We start from the raw sequence: 18,244 nt of genomic DNA, 5'->3' as shown, positions 1-18,244 counted from the left end.
AAAGGAGGATGCTATATGGATGATTCTGAACGCATTATTTTAGACGTGAACGGAAAAGAAATTGAAATGCTAGATACAATTCGCACTCATTTTAAAGAGAAACATGGCGTTGAACTAAGTAATGGTGCATTGCTTCGTGATTTGATGGATATTGAGTATATTCGAATTACAGAAGATCGACATAAGTATGATTAATTTTGGGCTATAAAAAAAAGAAGGTAAGCTTCTCTCCATCAAGATTAGCGTACCTTCTTCCCTATAAAATCAATCAACTTCTAACAAACTCTCCAACTAACCCCTTCGCCTTCTCCAAAGCGTTTTTGATTTGTTCAAACCCTGTCCCACCAGCACTGTTACGACGCTTTACAGCCGCATATGGTGAAAGAACTTCATACAAATCTTCTTCAAATAAAGAGCTCATTTCTTGATATGTTTCAAGCGGGACATCTAATAAATAAATTCCTTTTTGTGTGCAATGTAGCACTAACTTCCCAACAATTTCATGAGCTTGACGGAATGGTAGTCCTTTGTTTGCTAAGTAGTCGGCAATTTCTGTTGCGTTGGAGAAATCTTGCGTCACAGCTTGCCCCATTTTTTCTTTGTTTACAGTCATCGTTTCAAGCATGCCCGCCATAATATGAAGGCATCCTTCTACTGTTTTGACTGTATCAAACATTCCTTCTTTATCTTCTTGTAAGTCTTTATTGTAAGCGAGTGGTAATCCTTTCATTACTGTAAGTAAACTGAATAAATTACCGTATACTCTGCCTGTTTTACCACGGATTAGTTCCGCCATATCCGGATTTTTCTTTTGCGGCATAATGCTGCTTCCTGTCGCGTATTGATCGCTCATTTCAATAAATTGAAACTCTTGGCTACTCCATAAAATAAGTTCTTCACAAAAGCGTGATAAGTGCATCATAAGCATAGATGAGTTACTTAAAAACTCCAGTATGAAATCACGATCACTTACTGCATCTAAACTATTTTCATAGATTCCATTAAACCCAAGAAGTTCCGCACTATATTCTCGGTCGATCGGGAATGTCGTCCCAGCTAGCGCTCCTGCTCCTAATGGGGAGATATTAATACGCTTTAATGAATCTTCATAACGATTCACATCACGCTCTAACATCCAAAAGTAAGCAAGAATATGATGAGCAAATGAAATCGGCTGGGCACGCTGCAAGTGCGTATAGCCCGGCATAATGGTTTCAATATTATTTTCTGCTTGTTGAACAAGAACAGTTTGCAATTGTTTTGTAGCTTTTATAATATGTTCTACCTTTTCTTTTAAATACAAATGCATATCTGTCGCCACTTGATCATTACGACTTCGGCCTGTATGAAGTTTCCCTCCTACTTCACCGATTTTTTCAATTAACATCTTTTCAATATTTAAATGAATATCTTCAGCTTCAACCGAAAAATGTAATTTATTTTGTTTCACTTCTTCTAATAAATATTGAAGACCTATCTTTATTTTCTCTGCTTCTTCTTTCGTCACGATGCCCTGCTTTGCTAGCATCGTGACGTGCGCAATACTTCCTTTTATATCTTGATTTACTAATTGTTGATCGAAGGAGATGGATGCTCCGAACTCTTCAACCCATGCTTCCGCTTCTTTTGTAAAACGTCCGCCCCAAAGTTTGCTCACGCTTCCACCTTCTTTTGATTCACTTGGCTGTATACTTTCGTCGGTAAACCGAATAATGAAATGAATCCAACTGCTGCATCATGATTAAATTCATCTTGAGCAGTATATGTTGCTAATTTTTCATCGTATAAAGAGTATTCAGATTTACGTCCTTCTACAATCGCATGACCTTTAAATAATTTCACACGCACTGTACCTGTTACATTCTTTTGCGTTTCTTGTAAAAATGCATGAAGCGCTTGTTTTAAAGGTGAGAACCATAAACCGTTATAAATAAGTTCTGTTATTTTCTGTTCAATCACTGGTTTAAAATGCGCTACTTCTTTTACGTGTGTTAAATCTTCCAACTCTTTATGCGCAGTGATTAACGTCATTGCTGCTGGGCATTCGTATACTTCACGAGATTTAATACCGACAAGACGATTTTCTACGTGATCAATACGTCCAACGCCGTGTTTTCCAGCAAGCGCATTTAACGTTTTAATTAATTCTGCAAGTGAATATGCAGTGCCATTTAAAGTAGTCGGTACTCCTGCTTCAAATCCGATTTCTACAAACTCTGGTTTATTCGGTGTATCTTCTAATGCCAATGTCATCTCATATGCATCTTCTGGCGGCGCTGCCCATGGATCTTCTAAAATTCCACATTCGTTGCTGCGTCCCCATAAGTTTTGATCGATTGAAAACGGGCTATCTAAATTAATCGGAATTGGTACATCGTTTTCTTTTGCATATGCAATTTCTTCTTCACGTGACCATTTCCATTCACGTACAGGCGCAATCACTTCTAAGTAAGGATTTAATGCTTGGATAGAAACTTCAAAACGAACTTGGTCATTTCCTTTCCCTGTACATCCGTGTGCAACTGCAGTTGCGCCTTCTTGTTCTGCGATTTCCACTAATTTCTTCGCAATAAGCGGACGAGATAATGCAGAGACAAGAGGGTATTTCCCTTCGTATAATGTGTGTGCTTGCATCGCCATCAATGCATATTCGTTTGCAAATTCTTCTTGAACATCAATCATATATGATTTAATTGCACCTACTGAAAGTGCCTTTTCTTTTACAAATGCTAAGTCTTTACCTTCCCCTAAGTCTAAACAAAGCGCGATAATATCATAATTCTTCTCTTGTAACCATTTAATTGCAACGGAAGTATCAAGACCTCCGGAATATGCTAATACAACTTTTTTCTTCTCCATTTTGCATCCCCCTAAAGAATAAATATTCATTTTCTTTTATAATAATTCACACTTTACCACCTTTCACAAAATGTATCAAGAGTCATTTTCAAATTTTTTCAAACAATTTCGTCGAACTTCTTTCTGTTTTTTTGTACAATATAAGCAGGAAAACGGGGGTGAACTTATGGAAAAGTATTTCTTATACGACGAACATCTAGGAATTGAAATTCCGCATTTACAAGAAGACTGGGAAGAAATCCCCGAAAAAATGCAACATGCTATTTTACTAAAATGGGAACAAGTTCGCGGGAAAATTCCTGATCGTATAAAAGAACTTGAGCACTATATTAATACAAAACAACATTATTTAAATAACGAAGAAGATTTCGAAGTTTCTTGTAAACTAAATTCAGAAATTGCCAATCTTGCTTCCATCATTAATGACCTTTGGCTTTGGTATCGACTCACTCAAAATGTATCTGAGGGGAAAGCACACCAATGAAAAAAGCATGCCCCTCAATTACTTTGGGTCATGCTTTTTTGTCGTAACATGATTTACAATATATTTCTTGTGCTGTTTTTGCCAAACATACATCGAATGGACCAACTAATATACTTCTTTCTTTCGGCAACTTTACAAAAGCAACAAGCTCTTCTTCATATTGAATTTTTTTCTGACATGAAATGCATATTAATTCTTTTCTTTTGAACATGTCTTTTAGCATATCTTCACTCTCCCCTTCATCTATCTATATTAATATACTCTCATAATAGTTAAGACTTGTAAAAAAATGACACATTCCGAATCGAATGATTCATATACTATGTACAAAGGGGGGTCTAAAGCTTATGCGTGCTTTCGTTATTATCGCTTTAACTTTTTTAAGTGTGATTAGTTGGGATGCGTTTTTTAAAGATAAAAGTGATGAAAAGAATACAACTGAATAAAACCCTTTTTTTCTTACTTATTGGACAAACCGTTACAAACTGTCCAATCCTCCGAAATAACTTAGGCTTTTCTACAAAAATATTTAAACATAACATTTTTTGTAGATTCCCTCCGTTTATTGTCGGTTTCCATCCGCATACATTTTTTAAAAGTATGATATAATAGTATAAATCTTGAAGGAAGGGATTTTGATATCATGATCGCTCGAAGGAGCATGTGGCATCGTATTGACGAATCATACACGTAGCGTATTTTTCAGCTCAGATACTTTAGTCTAGCGAAAAAAATACGAGAGTGGGGAAATTATGATTGCCCGAAGGATAATTTGGCAAAAAAAAGACTCTTCTTACACATAGCGTTTTGTTTAGGACTTAATTGTTACTAACTAAACAAAACAAAGAAGAGCAGGATTGCTAAATGACGAATCCTACTCCACGTTTTGTTTAGTCGTTTTAAGACTTAAACTAAAACGAAGGTAGGGAGAATTGATGGACGAGAGGATTATTCGTTATTTCTTCAGCGACATATAGCGTAGTTAGTTTTTTCGTAAACTAACTGAAAGCTACATGTGAGCTCGTAGTTAGTTTACAACACAAAAAGGACTACTAACTACGGAAAGAAGGAATAACGATGAGGAACATCCAAAGTCGGCAAATTATTAAAGAAATTTTTATGGTTTTAATCGGTTCATTTATTTTAGCAGCAGCGCTATATCATATTCACTTTCAAAACCACTTAACAGAAGGTGGATTTGTAGGAATTGCACTATTCATTCAAAACTTTTATGATATTTCACCATCTATTTCAACTGTATTAATGGATATCCCAATTATTTTACTGTGTGCTTCATTTTTAGGTAAAAAAATGGTTGGCTATTCATTCTTAGGTTCAATTTCATTCGGAGTATTTTATTCCTTTATGGAAAATTATTCTCCATTTACGGTAGATTTATCAAATAACTTATTTATAGCTGCAGTAGTTGGCGGTGCGTTAGCTGGTATTGGACTCGGTTTTATATTGCGATTTGGCGGTGCAACCGGTGGAGACGATATTTTAACAATTGTATTAAGTAAACGAACTCGTTTTACAATTGGGCAAATTTTCTTCGTCTTTGACGCGATTGTTCTTGCGCTTTCATTATATTATTTAAATTGGACAGAAATTGCTTTTACTATTCTTTCGATTGCCGTACAGGCAAAAACATTGGATTTAATTTATTATCCAAAAACAGAAAAAACAGCAGAAAAACAGCCAGTATCTGTTCCAATGTCCAAAAAACATGCAACAAATTAAAAAAGCGAAAGGCTTCGGCCTCTCGCTTTTTTTTATGCTCTTTTTTCTTTCTCGACTATATGGCGCACTTGATAAAATCTATTTGCAAATTCAGTAACGTTTCTTGTTAAACGATAATTCACTGTAGATCCAATTGCCATTCCAATTACCGGAATACCTTGGAATAATTTACGACGAAGAGCATAAATCGAAAATGTCTTCAAAATTTGTTTTAACACAACTTCAGTAGAAGCTGTTTGTAACACTGCTTCGTCTCCTTCATAAAAGAACGAATCTTCTTGTTCCAGCTCTTGCAATAAATTGTACCATGCGTATTGCTGAAGTCTTCCTGGTAGTAATGACGCGTGAAACACCTTTAACGCAAGCATCATTTCATATGGCTTGTTCACATCATGTCCAAATGATGTTGCAATAAGTTGGACCGCCTTCACATTTAACGCGATCATAACCGGAAAATCCGCCGTTAATAATAATAAACCTCCAGCACCTGTCGCCCCGCCTTGCACAAATGAATATAGACGATGACGTGCTGTTTGCTGCTCTGCTATGTATGTTAACTGATCAATAGATAATGCTTTCAAATCTTCAAGCTGTTCAATCGATTCATCAAATAATCTCGATGTTCCTAAAATCCGATTACGTGCGTCTAACTGTGCTTGTGAACTTTGAATAAATGCATGCAAATGAAAGAGCCATCCATCTGCTTTCGTGAAGAATTCTTTTCGCTTTTTCTCAGGTAATTTCGCAACTGTAGTATGTAACCATTTATCAAACACTTTTTGAAAATCGGTCGCTTCTTGCTCAACTAATTGCGCTTCCCATTCTTTTATATTGTCTAAAATGGCTTGTTCTCGCTTCGATCGCATCGTAACAACCACCTCGTTCGATTTTTTTCTATTGTAACATATTTCTGCTTATTCTTTACAAATATGCTTGTATATCTCTTTTCACATACCCTTTATGAGTGACATAAAATAATAGCAAAAAGGATGAGATACTTCACATGAATCTATCCAATCTAAAACAAAACTATAACGCAGTATTCAGCTTAGGACAAAACTGTTGGCCTGCTTGGGCATTATATCAATTAGAATTATCACCATTTTTTGGCGTTATTGATTTTATGCTAAGTCCTTCATTAACGAAAGTAAATTTATTATTACAAAATCGATTTGACCGTTTTTTAAATTTCGAAAATCTATCCTTCATCTCATTTTGGGATGATGATGCCAAATTAAGATTAAGGGACAACCTTTATGAAATTGACTCCTGTCATGACTTTAAAACAGATGTAAACACACCAAATTATTGGCCTTCTTATACAGAAATTAAGTTAAACTATGAACATCGAATTAATCGTTTTCTAACTACAATTGAAACGGCAGAATCCATATTGTTTATTCGAACTGGAGGAACATATGAAGAAGCATGTTCCCTAGAACAAATTTTATCTCAAATCGTTACACATACATTCTCTGTCCTATTACTAATTCCTGCCGATATACCAACTATCACCCAAGAAGATTGGGGATTACAACGTACTTGCATTATGAAATGTCCTATTATGGATGTATACCAATACAATGAAGCATTTTGGAAAGACTTATTTGATGGAATTACAGTTAGACCACACACTTAAATACACGATACTTTTATCACACCATACATTATAATCGTCCTTATACAAAACAAATAAGGAGTGATTCTATATGTATCCACGTGCAAAAGCTTTCGGTCTTGCTGTACACCAAGATCGCCTTCTCGTACAAGAATATCATACAGAAGGCGAAACATATTATCGTCCTCTTGGCGGTTCCATTGAACTTGGTGAAAAATCAGCACATACTGTTATTCGGGAGTTTACAGAATAGCTTCATACGGAGATAGAAATCATCAATTATTTAGGTTGTTTAGAAAATGTCTTTCATCTAGATGGGGGCATTGGTCATGAAATCATTCAACTATATTCTTTGCGTTTATTAGACACATCACTATATGAAATGAAAATATTAAATATACAAGATGAGCAAACAGTAGCGTATGCGAAATGGATTCCTATTACGGCATTCATTCAGAAAGAAAAAATATTATATCCGGATGGTGTTTTAAAATACATCCAAAAGAAAAAAGACGAAATCCTGTAGGATCTCGTCTTTCTTTTCATATATTAACCAATATCTCCAAGACGTAGTACGTCACGAGCAATCATAACTTCTTCGTCAGTTGGAATTACGATAATTTTTACTGGAGAGTGTGGGAAGCTGATGAATGCTTCTTCACCGAATACGTTATTACGTTTTACATCGAAGTATACGCCCATGTACTCAAGGCCTTCTAATACGCGCTCACGAATAATCGCACTGTTCTCACCTACACCAGCTGTAAAGATGATTGCGTCTACACCTTTCATACGAGCTGTGTAAGAACCGATGTATTTGTGGATACGGCTTACGAATACATCAAGTGCTACTTTCGCACGGTGGTCGCCTTCTTCTTCTTTCGCAATGATGTCACGTAGGTCACTAGAGTAACCAGTAAGACCTAACATACCACTCTTCTTGTTTAATACGTTAACTACTTCTTCTACTGTTTGGCCTGTTTTTTCCATGATGTATGGAATTAACGCAGGGTCAAGGTTACCAGAACGTGTACCCATTGTTACACCAGCAAGTGGAGTGAAGCCCATAGAAGTATCGATAGATTTACCGCCTTCTACTGCTGCGATACTTGCACCGTTACCTAAGTGACAAGAAAGTAAGCTTAAGCTTTCAATTGGACGACCTAATAATTCAGCCGCACGCTCAGTTACATATTTATGAGAAGTTCCATGGAAACCGTATTTACGGATGCCGAATTTTTCATAGTACTCATATGGTAAGCTGTATAGGAATGCAGATTCCGGCATTGTTTGGTGGAATGCTGTATCGAATACTGCTACTGCTGGTACGTTTGGTAATACTTCTTGGAATGCTTTAATACCAACAACGTTTGCTGGGTTATGAAGTGGTGCTAAATCGCTTAATTCTTCGATATCAGCTAATACTTCATCAGTAATTAAAACAGAGTCAGCAAATTTTTCGCCGCCGTGAACGACACGGTGACCGATACCGCCAATCTCATCTAGAGATTTAACGATTCCGTTTTCAGTTAATTTTTTAAGAAGCATATTAACTGCTACTGCGTGATCTGGAATGTTTGTAATTTCTTTTTGTTTTTCGCCATCTACAGTAATAGTGAAGATACTATCTTCTAAACCGATACGTTCTACTAAACCTTTTGTTAATACTGTTTCACTTGGCATTTCAAATAATTGGAATTTTAAGGAAGAGCTTCCTGCGTTAATCGCGATGATTTTTGACATCTAGTCTTTCGCCCCTTTTTCTCTTGGTAGTTGTGTGGATGTTTCCACAAACCGCTCGATTTTATCTAATCAAATTTACTAAATATGAAAACGTTTCATCATTAGCAAATTTTATACTCACGATTTTAATTTAAACATCGTCCGACATATATTTCAAGTGAAAAAATTGTAACACCAAGAAAAAATATATATTACAGATTTCAAAAAAATTCAGTTAAATCTAGTATATATTTAAAAATATGACATATTATATAAAACTGTACTACATGAATCACTAACTCTGTTACATATACCCAGCTTTATTTATGTGTTGCAAACCAAGTATTTAATTGATCCATAATGTTCTCCATCGCCTTCATGTTAGAGAATTTAGGCAACTCCACTAATAACGCCTGTTTTGGCATTGTTACATTAGAGCCTTTCTTTTGGAGAACAAATATACTTTTTGCATTTTTCTCGTTTTTAAACATGGAAACAGGTAGCTGTAATAACCCTTGAATAAAGCATGTTTCTTTAATAAATGCATGTAATTTTGGTGCCTGGTCACTTTCAAAAATGAAGTTTGGTACTAAGAAGAATAAGTACCCGCCCTCTTTCGTATGTTTCACACTTTGTTCAATAAATAAGTGATGAGCATACGACATTCCTTCATCTGCTTTTAATTTATATTCACTGGCACCGATTTCGTTTGGATAGTAACCAATCGGTAAGTCTGAAACGACTGCATCAACTGGATCGATATAAAGTGGTGCTAGTCCATCTTGATGGAAGAATTCGATTGCATGCTTTTGTAAATTTGCATTTACTAAAGCAAGTTTAATTAGCACTTCATCCACTTCTACACCAAATCCACTCATTGTTAGTCCTTCTTTGGCGCTATTAAACACTGTAGTCATTAAATTTCCTGTTCCAATTGCAGGATCTAAAACTGTAATTTCGTTTTGACCTTGCATAAATTTATGGAATAAGTAACTCATGAACATCCCAACTGCATCAGGCGTCATTTCATGATTCGCTTGTACGCCTTCTTTCATTCCTTTTAAGATGGCTAACTGAAATGCTTTACGAATTTCTTCACCTTTATATGTTTCTTCATTAAACGTACTATATTCACGATTCAGCCTTTCAATTGCTGATTCGGATAATTCCTCTTGTAAAATCGCTCCTTCAAACAAGTTATCACCTGTTTCTACAAGCGCCTCTAAATATGTCACATCTAATTCTTTACGTAAAACTACCGCAGAAGAATCAAAAATAGAAAATAATGTTTCCACTGTCTGACTCACGTACATTCCTCCTTCTCTCTTTTACACATAACTTATATCATACCACAAAGTGATTTTTTCCAAAAAGAAAAAGCGACCTCCTGTAAAGAGCTCCCTCTCAAGTTATATATGATATAACGTTTTTTCTCATATATCGGCACCGTTACGCAGCGATATATGAGAAAAAACGACCTCTTTATAAGAGGTCATTTCCTTCACATTACTTTGCAGATTTAGCTGCTTCTAATGCTGCTTCATAGTTTGGATGGCTTGTACCTTCGCCTACGTATTCTACGTAAACTACTTTGTCGTTGCTATCTACTACGAATACTGCACGAGCAAGTAAACGAAGTTCTTTCATTACTAAGCCGTAAGCTTCACCGAATGAAAGGTCACGGTGGTCAGAAAGTGTTACAACATTTTCTAAACCGTTTGCTGCACACCAGCGTTTTTGAGCGAATGGTAAATCAGCGCTAATTGTTAATACTTTTGCGTTTTCAATACCTGCTGCATCTTGGTTAAAACGACGTGTTTGTGCATCACACACACCTGTGTCGATTGAAGGTACAACACTAATTAATTTTACTTCGCCTTTGTATGTTTCTAAACTTACTGGAGATAAGTCGTTTGCTAATACTTGGAAGTTTGGCGCTTGATCGCCAACTTTAACTTCTGTTCCAACTAAAGTCATTGGATTACCTTTAAAAGTTACGTTTGCCACTTGAAAATCCTCCCTTATTTAAACAAAATATGTACAATGTAAATGATAGTTTGTCCCTATCGATAATGCAAATAAAATCGCTTTATTTACAAAAAAATAAAAGAAGCTAACCTATTGATTAGCTTCTTTATTCGTTAAATTTGAAATTCAGGATCATCTTCTTTTCGTTTATCCATCATTTCTTTCACTTTATCAACAGCTTGTGGCGCTAATTCAATTATTTTATCGATGACATGCGTTTGCTTATCTAAATGTAATACTTTTACACCATCTCCATTTATAACAAGAAAGGCAACAGGATTAATAGAAACTCCTCCTCCACTTCCTCCGCCAAATGGATGACGGCCTGAATGTTCTACCCTACCAAATTCACTTCCACCAGCAGCAAATCCGAAACTTACTTTCGAAACAGTAAGAATTACACTTCCATCTGCCGCTTTAATTGGGTCACCAACAATTGTATTTACATCAGTCATTTGTTTTAAATGCTGCATTGCGGTTGTCATTAAACCTTGAATTGGATGGTCCATTCTATATCCCCCCTATGCTTGAACAGATTTTTCTGTCATACCAGATTTTTGCTGCCTCATAAATATGAGCAATTTCACCGCTGTTTTTATAGTACGAAATATACGAAAAGATGCTGTTAACTCGCATCTCGATGCAAATCCTTTCCCTTGAAAAACAGGAGTAATTTCAAATTCTGGTACATCGACAATATGCATATATTGTCCGACAACTCCAGCAGCCATTCCTTTTGTCCCCCATGCATATCCAGTGACAATTCCAGTACTAGCTGCGTCGCCTGCTCCAATTTGCGTATGCCATTTCCAACCATTGATTTTCACTCGTTTGAGAAAATCTTTAACGATAGTATGAACTTTTTGAAGCCTTTTTATCAGTTCCCCAATACTGTCAAGTTGCGCCATAATTTTATTATCTAGTCCGCCGTCCTCTTCAGCTTTTTCGATTTTCTGTCCTGTTTTTTTCTGCTGTTTTTCAATTCTTTCCAATACATCAAATGTATATCGAATCATCCATATTTTCACTTGAAATAAACATTGCTTTTCCATTTCTGAATATAAAAATGTCACCTTAAGCGATATTTTCGACAATAGTATAAGCAAAATAAAAAGGAGAAGAATTATTATTCCAATTACGAGCCACTTCATACGTATCATCCTTTCACTCCGTACCCATTATCGACAACTTTATTCATCATTAAACAGAGTTCCATAAGATTGAATATAAAAATTTTTCTAAAAATAAAAAGGTGTTTTGACAATTTGTATCGAAATATATTATTTGAACATATCATCAGGGAACGGACTCTAATGATATGTAGCACGAAAAACAGAAAATTTAACTGCAGTGGAGGGATACATAATGGCAGATCGTCGCAATTTATTTTTCTTTTATGGTGATGACAAAGCAACGCTCGTTGAAAAAATGAAACCAATCTATCGTATTTTAGAAGAGAATGGATTTACCATATTAGATCATCCAAAAAATGCAAACGCTATCGTCAGTGTTGGAGATGATGCAACCTTCTTACAAGCCGTTCGTAAAACTGGTTTTAGAGAAGATTGCTTATACGCAGGGATTTCTACGAAAGATGAAACTTCGTTCTACTGCGATTTCCACATTGATCACATTGATACAACCCTTCAAGAAATTACAAAAAATGAAATTGAAGTGCGAAAATATCCAACAATTCAGGTAGATGTAGATCATGGTACATCTTTCTATTGTTTAAATGAGTTCTCATTACGTTCTAGCATTATTAAAACATTCGTTGTAGATGTTCACGTTGATGATTTATATTTCGAAACATTTAGAGGGGACGGTTTAGTAGTTTCTACCCCAACAGGAAGTACAGCTTACAATAAATCATTGCATGGTGCAGTTGTTGACCCACTTATTCCATGTTTCCAAGTAAGCGAACTAGCATCTTTAAACAACAACACTTACCGTACGCTCGGTTCACCGTTCATTTTAAATCACGAACGTACATTAACTTTAAAACTAAGACCAGACGGTAACGATTATCCTGTTATCGGCATGGATAACGAAGCGCTTAGCATTAAACAAGTGGAAAAAGCTGTTGTACGCTTAAGCGATAAACAAATTAAAACAGTTAAATTAAAAAATAATTCGTTCTGGGAAAAAGTACAGAGAACGTTTTTATAGGATTAAAATAACCGCAGAATTATGGAATTCCATAATTCTGCGGTTATTTATTTACCCCGATTGACGCGAACAATAATCTCTTACTATCCGGCCGTTATTCTTGTCAGTTTTTGTCGGTAAGTCGATATATTTTAATAATCGCTCATATATTTCGAGTTACGGTCGATATATTCCGAAAATCGCTGATATATTTTTACACATCTTTTCTATAGACAACTCGGCCATCTATTACAGTCATTTCTGCTTGTACTTCTTTTATTTCTTCTGCCTCAATTTCAAAAATATTGTGGTCTAATATTGTAAAGTCTGCTTCATATCCTTTTGTAATTTGCCCTCGTTTCGCTTCTTTTCCGATTGCATAGGCACTTCCTGTTGTAAATAAAGAAACAGCCTCATATACCGTTAATCTTTCCTCAGGCATATAGCATACACCGTCAATAAAACTTCTACGTGTAACAGCGCTATATATGCCTAGAAACGGATTTACTTGTTCAATAGGAGCATCTGAACCACCATTACAATGTAGTCCTGCTTCCAGTAATGTCTTCCAAGCATACGCATAACGAAGACGGTGTTCTCCCAGTTTTTCAATGACTGACGGAAAATCTGATGAAAGAAAGACTGGCTGTATATCGATAATGGCTTGCAAGTTTTTCATTCTTTCTATCAACTCTTCACGAGCAAGCTGACAATGAATAATGCGGTCACGTAACCCTTTTGCTGGCGGATATAATTCGAGTGCATCAATGACATATTCAAGCGATAAATCACCGATAGTATGAATCGCAACTGGCATATGTAAATCTCGTGCTTTCTTCACTAATTCCGCAAGTTCTTCACGTGAGAAAATTGCAACCCCATTCGTTTCCTTCGCATCTTCATACGGTTCACTTAATAATGCTGTTCTTCCGCCAAAAGAACCGTCAGAAAAAATTTTCATTGCCCCAAATTCAATATAATGTTCATTTTCATATTCTTTTCGTTCATGTGCTACTTCATGATGAACGAGCAAATGGGCTTTAAATGGCATTTCTTTTATAACGTGAGAAAACGCATTATATGTTTTTCTAAAACCACCGTAGTAATTTAAATCTTCCGTATGCCCGCCAACAAGTCCGTATTTCCAGCAATCTTTAATCGCTGTTTGCAAAGCTCTTTGTAAATACGCTTCATCAATTTCAGGCTGAACATGTTTAATTAATTCTTGTCCTTGTTCATATAAAAGTCCTGTTAACTTATTTGATGAATCCCTACCGATTTTCCCGCCTTTTGGATTTTGCGTCGCTTCTGTTATGTTCACTTCTTGCAATATGTATGAATTCACCCATGTAACGTGACGACAAACTCGCTTTAATAAAATGGGGTGTTCTTTCGAAATTTCATCTAAATCACGCGCGTGAACATCTTTCGTATCTGTAAAGTTATTTTCATTCCATCCTTCTCCAATAATCCAAGAGCCCTTTGGAGCTTCTTTCACTCGCTTCTGAACAAGAGTAAGCACTTCACCATAAGATGTACAATTTGATAAATCTAGACGGAGTAATCTCTCTCCATGCCCAATAAGATGCATATGGCTATCAACGAGACCTGGGATCATTGTTTTGCCTTTTAAATCGTGCAATGTAACCGCGGCATATTGGTTTTCTAACTCTTCTTTACTTCCAAAATCAACGATCGTACCGTTTTCAACGTAAACAGCGTCCACTTTTTCATTTTCTTCTCTCATTGTGTAAATGGTACCGCCATACCAAATTTCTCCCATATATCCCATCTCCTTTATTTTTTATTGTATAAAAAAAAGCACCATTTCAAAACATGGTGCTTTTCTAAAAATTACTTTTGTTCAGTAGTAGACGTTGTAACTTGCCATTCAATATTAAATTTATCTTTTACTTGTCCGTATGCTGGGCTCCAGAATGTTTCTTGAAGTGGCATGATAACTTCTCCACCTTCTTGTAACTTATCGAATACTTCTTTTGCTTTTTCTGCATTACTAATTTGAATTGCGATTGTTACTTGAGATCCGATTGCATGCCCTTGACCTGGGAATGTATCAGAAATCATAAGATCCGTATTACCAACTTTTAAAGTAGCGTGTAAAACGCGCTCTTTCGCTTCAGCTGGAATCGGGTATTCTGGATTTTCAGGCATGTCACCAAAAGTTTGCATGACTTCTACTTTTGCATCTAAAGCCTCTTTATAAAACTGTACAGCTTCTTGCCCACTACCATCTAAAACTAAGTACGGATTAATACCTAAAATCATACGGACACCTCTTTTTTAAGTTTATAAAATCGAACTTGTGTTCGTTTTTATATTATCATTGTTTTGCATTTCATTCAACTATTTACTTCACTGTTTTCAAAATTATTTTGACGGAATCTCCATCTCTTGTTTTCTAAGTTCAATACGGCGAATTTTTCCAGAAATCGTTTTTGGTAGTTCATCTACAAATTCAATTTTGCGAGGGTATTTATATGGTGCAGTGAGTTCTTTGACGTGTTGTTGGAGTGTTGGAATTAATGTTTCTTCGTTCTTTTCTATATTCTCTCTTAATACGATAAATGCCTTCACGACACTTCCGCGAATTTCATCAGGACTTGCGACAACCGCACATTCTCTTACGTAAGGATGTTTTACAAGCGCATCCTCTACTTCAAACGGCCCGATTGTATAACCAGAGCTAATAATGATATCATCACCACGCCCTTCAAACCAGAAGTAGCCGTCTTCATCTTTCTTCGCTTTATCACCTGTAATATAATAATCACCGCGGAATTGCATCGCTGTACGTTCATCGTCTTTATAATATTGTTTAAAGAGTGCCGGCGTTTCAATGTGAACTGCAATATCACCAACTTCGCCTACTTTAACTGGAATACCTGCCTCATTTACAATATCGACGTGGTTACCTGGCGTTGGTTTCCCCATTGATCCTGGTCTAATATCCATCCCTTTCATTACACCAACAAGTAGTGTATTTTCCGTTTGCCCATAGCCGTCTCTTACTGTAATATCAAAGTGCTTTTGGAATGTTCCAATGACTTCTCTATTTAACGGCTCACCTGCGGATACAGCGCTATGTAACGCCTCTAAATTGTACTCGCTTAAATCTTCTACCTTTGCCATTAATCTATACTCAGTCGGTGTACAACAAAGCACATTCACCTTATTATCGTCTAATAAATTTAAATACGTTTTCGGTTCAAACTTACCGTTGTACACAAATCCTGTTGCCCCTGAACCGAGAGTTGCTAAAAACGGGCTCCAAATCCATTTTTGCCACCCTGGACTAGCCGTTGCCCATACAACATCATTCTCTTCAATTCCGAGCCAATTCGGGGCGCTTGTACGTAAATGAGCGTATGCCCACGCGTGCGTATGAACAACACCTTTCGGGTTTCCTGTCGTCCCAGACGTGTAAGATAAAAAGACCATATCTTCTTTATCTGTTTTCGCCATTTCTAACATGTCACTTTCTGTTTCTAATGCTGTTTTTAAATTGATCCACCCGTCTACTGACTGCTCGCTCAGGACGAATTTTTGAAGGGATTCCATTGCTTCTATATCATCAAACTGTCCAATGTACGGCTCATAGCTTACTATCGCTTTTACTTCACCATGTCCAATTCGATATTCAATATCTTTTTTACGCAACATTTCCGAACTTGGAATTACGACAAATCCCGCTTTAATCGCAGCGATATACGTCATGTACGCTTCAATTAAACGCGGCATCATAATAAGGAGCTTGTCCCCTTTTTGTAAGCCACTTTTTATAAAAGCGTTTCCAATTTTATTTGCCCCTTGCATTAATTCAAAATATGTAACTTCTCGTCTATTCCCTTTATCATCTTGCCAAATTAAAGCAAGCTTCTCTTTATCGTCTGTATATTTCTCTATTTCTGAAACTAAATTATAAGATGGTGGTGCCAACAATTCCTCTCTCTTCATAAACATCCTCCTTTTTATTTATGCCTCCCTTATATAATAAAGAATTTTCAGTAAATTTTGAACCCTCTTCTTTTGACAATTTTTTTATGCTTTTGTCGAAATGAATTTATACTAATATGAACAACAAAAAGAAAGAGCGGGAGAACCCGCTCTTTCTAAGCCATCATATGGGATTATTTTTGGTAACCGCCTAATTGTTGCTCAGCTAGTGAAACTAGACGTTTAGTGATTTCACCACCAACAGAACCGTTAGCGCGAGCTGTTGCATCAGCTCCAAGTTGAACACCAAACTCTTGAGCGATTTCGTATTTCATTTGGTCTAATGCTGATTCAGCACCAGGAACCGCTAATTTATTTGTGCTACGTGACATGTTATATCACCTCCTTGTGAGTATAGAGTGTGATAAATAACATGACTTCATACACGTTTTAAATATGGTAATTTATGGTTTTAGAAAAGTTCTTCAAATTTTTCTTCTTCCGCCACTACTTCAACCGTTTGTAATACCATTGTTTCTTTGTTCGCTACAGCTTCTTCGATTAACGGTGTGAAATCGTATTTCGCTTCAAATCGATTTGCTTTTTCACGCTTCGGCTTCGTCGCCGGGCTAGCTGGTGTGAATACTGTACAGCAATCTTCGTATGGACGAATTGAAATATCATACGTGCCGATTTCTTCAGCAATTTTAATAATTTCTAATTTATCCATCGTAATAAGCGGACGAATAACTGGGTAGTTTGTTACTTCGTTAATCGTATGCATGCTATCTAATGTTTGGCTTGCTACTTGTCCAAGACTTTCACCAGTTGTGATTGCAAGTGCGTTACGCTCCTCAGCAATCTGCTCTGTAATACGCATCATCATACGGCGCATAACCGTCATTGAATAGCTAGATGGGATTTCTTTATTAATCGTTTTTTGCACTTCTGTAAACGGAATAAGGTGAAGCGTTACACGTTTACAGTATTTCGTTAACTCTTGTGCTAAATCGATTACTTTTTGTTTTGCACGCTCACTTGTGAAAGGTGGGCTATGGAAGTGAACTGCTTCCACAGATACGCCGCGTTTCATCGTTAAGTACGCTGCTACTGGGCTATCAATACCACCAGAAAGAAGTACCATTACTTTTCCGCCAACGCCAACTGGTAAACCGCCAGCTCCCATGTGCTCACCACACATAATATAGCTGTAACCACTGCGAATTTCTACACGTACATTCACATCTGGATTATGGACGTCTACTGTGATATCCTCTGTATTTTCTAAAATGTGCCCACCGATTTCTGGAAGTAACTCCATCGTCTTCATTGGGAAGCGCTTATCAGAACGGTGCACTGTAATTTTAAATGTTTTCACATCATCTTTTACTTGTAAGAACGCTGCTAATGCACCTTTTTTAATGTCTTCTAATTCTGATGGTACTTTCATCGCTAAGTTAAACTTATGAATACCAAATACGTCTTTCAATCTTTCAGAGATTGCTTCATGATCTTCACCGTTTAACTGGATGTACATACGGTCATGCGTTGCATCAATTTTAATATTTGGGAACTTTTTCAGTTTGAACTTCACGTTATCTTTTAATGTGCTTACAAATTTAGAACGGTTTTTACCTTTTGTCGTCATTTCTCCGTAACGCACTAAAATATATTCATATGTCATCATATTT

General features: G+C 36.4%; 19 protein-coding genes and 1 pseudogene. 6 read left to right on the top strand and 14 right to left on the bottom strand.

The window, feature by feature from the left end; genetic code table 11:
• The first annotated feature begins 15 nt into the window (after nucleotides 1-15).
• On the top strand, nucleotides 16-195 hold the full coding sequence (locus BM089_RS10475; RefSeq protein ID WP_000342760.1) for a hypothetical protein: 180 nt from the start codon (nucleotides 16-18) through the stop codon (nucleotides 193-195).
• Nucleotides 196-268: 73 nt separating this feature from the next.
• On the opposite strand, the gene argH is transcribed toward BM089_RS10475, so the two are convergent.
• Together argH and BM089_RS10465 are read right to left on the bottom strand one after the other, a co-directional pair.
• Nucleotides 269-1,657 carry an argininosuccinate lyase gene (argH, locus tag BM089_RS10470; RefSeq protein ID WP_090976916.1) on the bottom strand — a complete coding sequence of 463 codons (1,389 nt, stop codon included), beginning with the start codon at nucleotides 1,655-1,657 and terminating at the stop codon, nucleotides 269-271.
• On the bottom strand, nucleotides 1,654-2,859 hold the full coding sequence (locus BM089_RS10465) for an argininosuccinate synthase (RefSeq protein ID WP_000412315.1): 1,206 nt from the start codon (nucleotides 2,857-2,859) through the stop codon (nucleotides 1,654-1,656). Before BM089_RS10465 ends, argH begins: the two co-directional genes overlap by 4 nt.
• Nucleotides 2,860-3,025: 166 nt before the next feature.
• On the opposite strand from BM089_RS10465, the gene BM089_RS10460 reads away from it, so the two are divergent.
• Nucleotides 3,026-3,343 carry a radical SAM protein gene (locus BM089_RS10460; protein WP_090977624.1) on the top strand — a complete coding sequence of 106 codons (318 nt, stop codon included), beginning with the start codon at nucleotides 3,026-3,028 and terminating at the stop codon, nucleotides 3,341-3,343.
• A 28-nt stretch (nucleotides 3,344-3,371) separates the two neighbouring features.
• On the opposite strand, the gene BM089_RS10455 is transcribed toward BM089_RS10460, so the two are convergent.
• A complete protein-coding gene (locus BM089_RS10455; RefSeq protein WP_000910273.1) occupies nucleotides 3,372-3,566 on the bottom strand; it encodes a hypothetical protein in 195 nt (64 codons plus the stop codon).
• Between the two features lie 854 nt (nucleotides 3,567-4,420).
• On the opposite strand from BM089_RS10455, the gene BM089_RS10440 reads away from it, so the two are divergent.
• Nucleotides 4,421-5,083, top strand: coding sequence for a YitT family protein (locus BM089_RS10440; protein ID WP_043935401.1), 663 nt, complete (start codon nucleotides 4,421-4,423; stop codon nucleotides 5,081-5,083).
• 32 nt (nucleotides 5,084-5,115) lie between these two features.
• Here BM089_RS10440 and BM089_RS10435 read toward each other — a convergent pair whose 3' ends face one another.
• Nucleotides 5,116-5,949 carry an EcsC family protein gene (locus tag BM089_RS10435; RefSeq protein WP_001256853.1) on the bottom strand — a complete coding sequence of 278 codons (834 nt, stop codon included), beginning with the start codon at nucleotides 5,947-5,949 and terminating at the stop codon, nucleotides 5,116-5,118.
• 137 nt (nucleotides 5,950-6,086) lie between these two features.
• Between BM089_RS10435 and BM089_RS10430 the strand changes: the two genes are divergently transcribed.
• Together BM089_RS10430 and BM089_RS10425 are read left to right on the top strand one after the other, a co-directional pair.
• Entirely contained in the window at nucleotides 6,087-6,722 is a 636-nt protein-coding gene (locus tag BM089_RS10430) for a DUF1796 family putative cysteine peptidase (protein WP_090976914.1), read from the top strand.
• 70 nt (nucleotides 6,723-6,792) lie between these two features.
• Nucleotides 6,793-7,227, top strand: a pseudogene (locus tag BM089_RS10425) (NUDIX hydrolase).
• 23 nt (nucleotides 7,228-7,250) lie between these two features.
• Here the strand turns inward: BM089_RS10425 and ackA are convergent.
• The 5 genes from ackA to BM089_RS10400 form a co-directional block, all read right to left on the bottom strand.
• Nucleotides 7,251-8,444, bottom strand: coding sequence for an acetate kinase (ackA, locus tag BM089_RS10420; protein WP_053563553.1), 1,194 nt, complete (start codon nucleotides 8,442-8,444; stop codon nucleotides 7,251-7,253).
• Nucleotides 8,445-8,743: 299 nt separating this feature from the next.
• Nucleotides 8,744-9,730 carry a class I SAM-dependent methyltransferase gene (locus BM089_RS10415; RefSeq protein WP_000084365.1) on the bottom strand — a complete coding sequence of 329 codons (987 nt, stop codon included), beginning with the start codon at nucleotides 9,728-9,730 and terminating at the stop codon, nucleotides 8,744-8,746.
• Between the two features lie 199 nt (nucleotides 9,731-9,929).
• The gene (tpx, locus tag BM089_RS10410; RefSeq protein WP_000024527.1) at nucleotides 9,930-10,430 is read right to left on the bottom strand and encodes a thiol peroxidase; all 501 of its coding nucleotides are present in this window, start codon (nucleotides 10,428-10,430) and stop codon (nucleotides 9,930-9,932) included.
• Nucleotides 10,431-10,564: 134 nt separating this feature from the next.
• Entirely contained in the window at nucleotides 10,565-10,960 is a 396-nt protein-coding gene (gene ytfJ / locus BM089_RS10405) for a GerW family sporulation protein (protein WP_000350007.1), read from the bottom strand.
• A 12-nt stretch (nucleotides 10,961-10,972) separates the two neighbouring features.
• A complete protein-coding gene (locus BM089_RS10400) occupies nucleotides 10,973-11,611 on the bottom strand; it encodes a DUF2953 domain-containing protein (RefSeq protein ID WP_002094156.1) in 639 nt (212 codons plus the stop codon).
• A 205-nt stretch (nucleotides 11,612-11,816) separates the two neighbouring features.
• On the opposite strand from BM089_RS10400, the gene BM089_RS10395 reads away from it, so the two are divergent.
• Entirely contained in the window at nucleotides 11,817-12,620 is an 804-nt protein-coding gene (locus BM089_RS10395; RefSeq protein ID WP_090976912.1) for an NAD kinase, read from the top strand.
• Between the two features lie 193 nt (nucleotides 12,621-12,813).
• On the opposite strand, the gene BM089_RS10390 is transcribed toward BM089_RS10395, so the two are convergent.
• The 5 genes from BM089_RS10390 to thiI form a co-directional block, all read right to left on the bottom strand.
• Nucleotides 12,814-14,382, bottom strand: coding sequence for an amidohydrolase (locus tag BM089_RS10390; protein WP_090976911.1), 1,569 nt, complete (start codon nucleotides 14,380-14,382; stop codon nucleotides 12,814-12,816).
• A 71-nt stretch (nucleotides 14,383-14,453) separates the two neighbouring features.
• Complete coding sequence (locus tag BM089_RS10385; RefSeq protein ID WP_000600350.1) at nucleotides 14,454-14,885, bottom strand: VOC family protein; 432 nt, start codon at nucleotides 14,883-14,885, stop codon at nucleotides 14,454-14,456.
• A 102-nt stretch (nucleotides 14,886-14,987) separates the two neighbouring features.
• Complete coding sequence (locus BM089_RS10380; protein WP_090976909.1) at nucleotides 14,988-16,574, bottom strand: acyl-CoA synthetase MbcS; 1,587 nt, start codon at nucleotides 16,572-16,574, stop codon at nucleotides 14,988-14,990.
• Nucleotides 16,575-16,747: 173 nt separating this feature from the next.
• Nucleotides 16,748-16,945, bottom strand: coding sequence for an alpha/beta-type small acid-soluble spore protein (locus BM089_RS10375; protein ID WP_000091640.1), 198 nt, complete (start codon nucleotides 16,943-16,945; stop codon nucleotides 16,748-16,750).
• An 80-nt stretch (nucleotides 16,946-17,025) separates the two neighbouring features.
• A complete protein-coding gene (gene thiI / locus BM089_RS10370) occupies nucleotides 17,026-18,240 on the bottom strand; it encodes a tRNA uracil 4-sulfurtransferase ThiI (RefSeq protein ID WP_000989274.1) in 1,215 nt (404 codons plus the stop codon).
• Between the last annotated feature and the right edge of the window lie 4 nt (nucleotides 18,241-18,244).

Origin of the sequence: Bacillus sp. 5mfcol3.1 (assembly GCF_900114335.1) — a bacterium.
In the GTDB taxonomy this organism is placed as follows: Bacteria; Bacillota; Bacilli; order Bacillales; family Bacillaceae_G; genus Bacillus_A; species Bacillus_A thuringiensis_S.
This window is presented reverse-complemented; position numbering and strand designations above follow the sequence as displayed.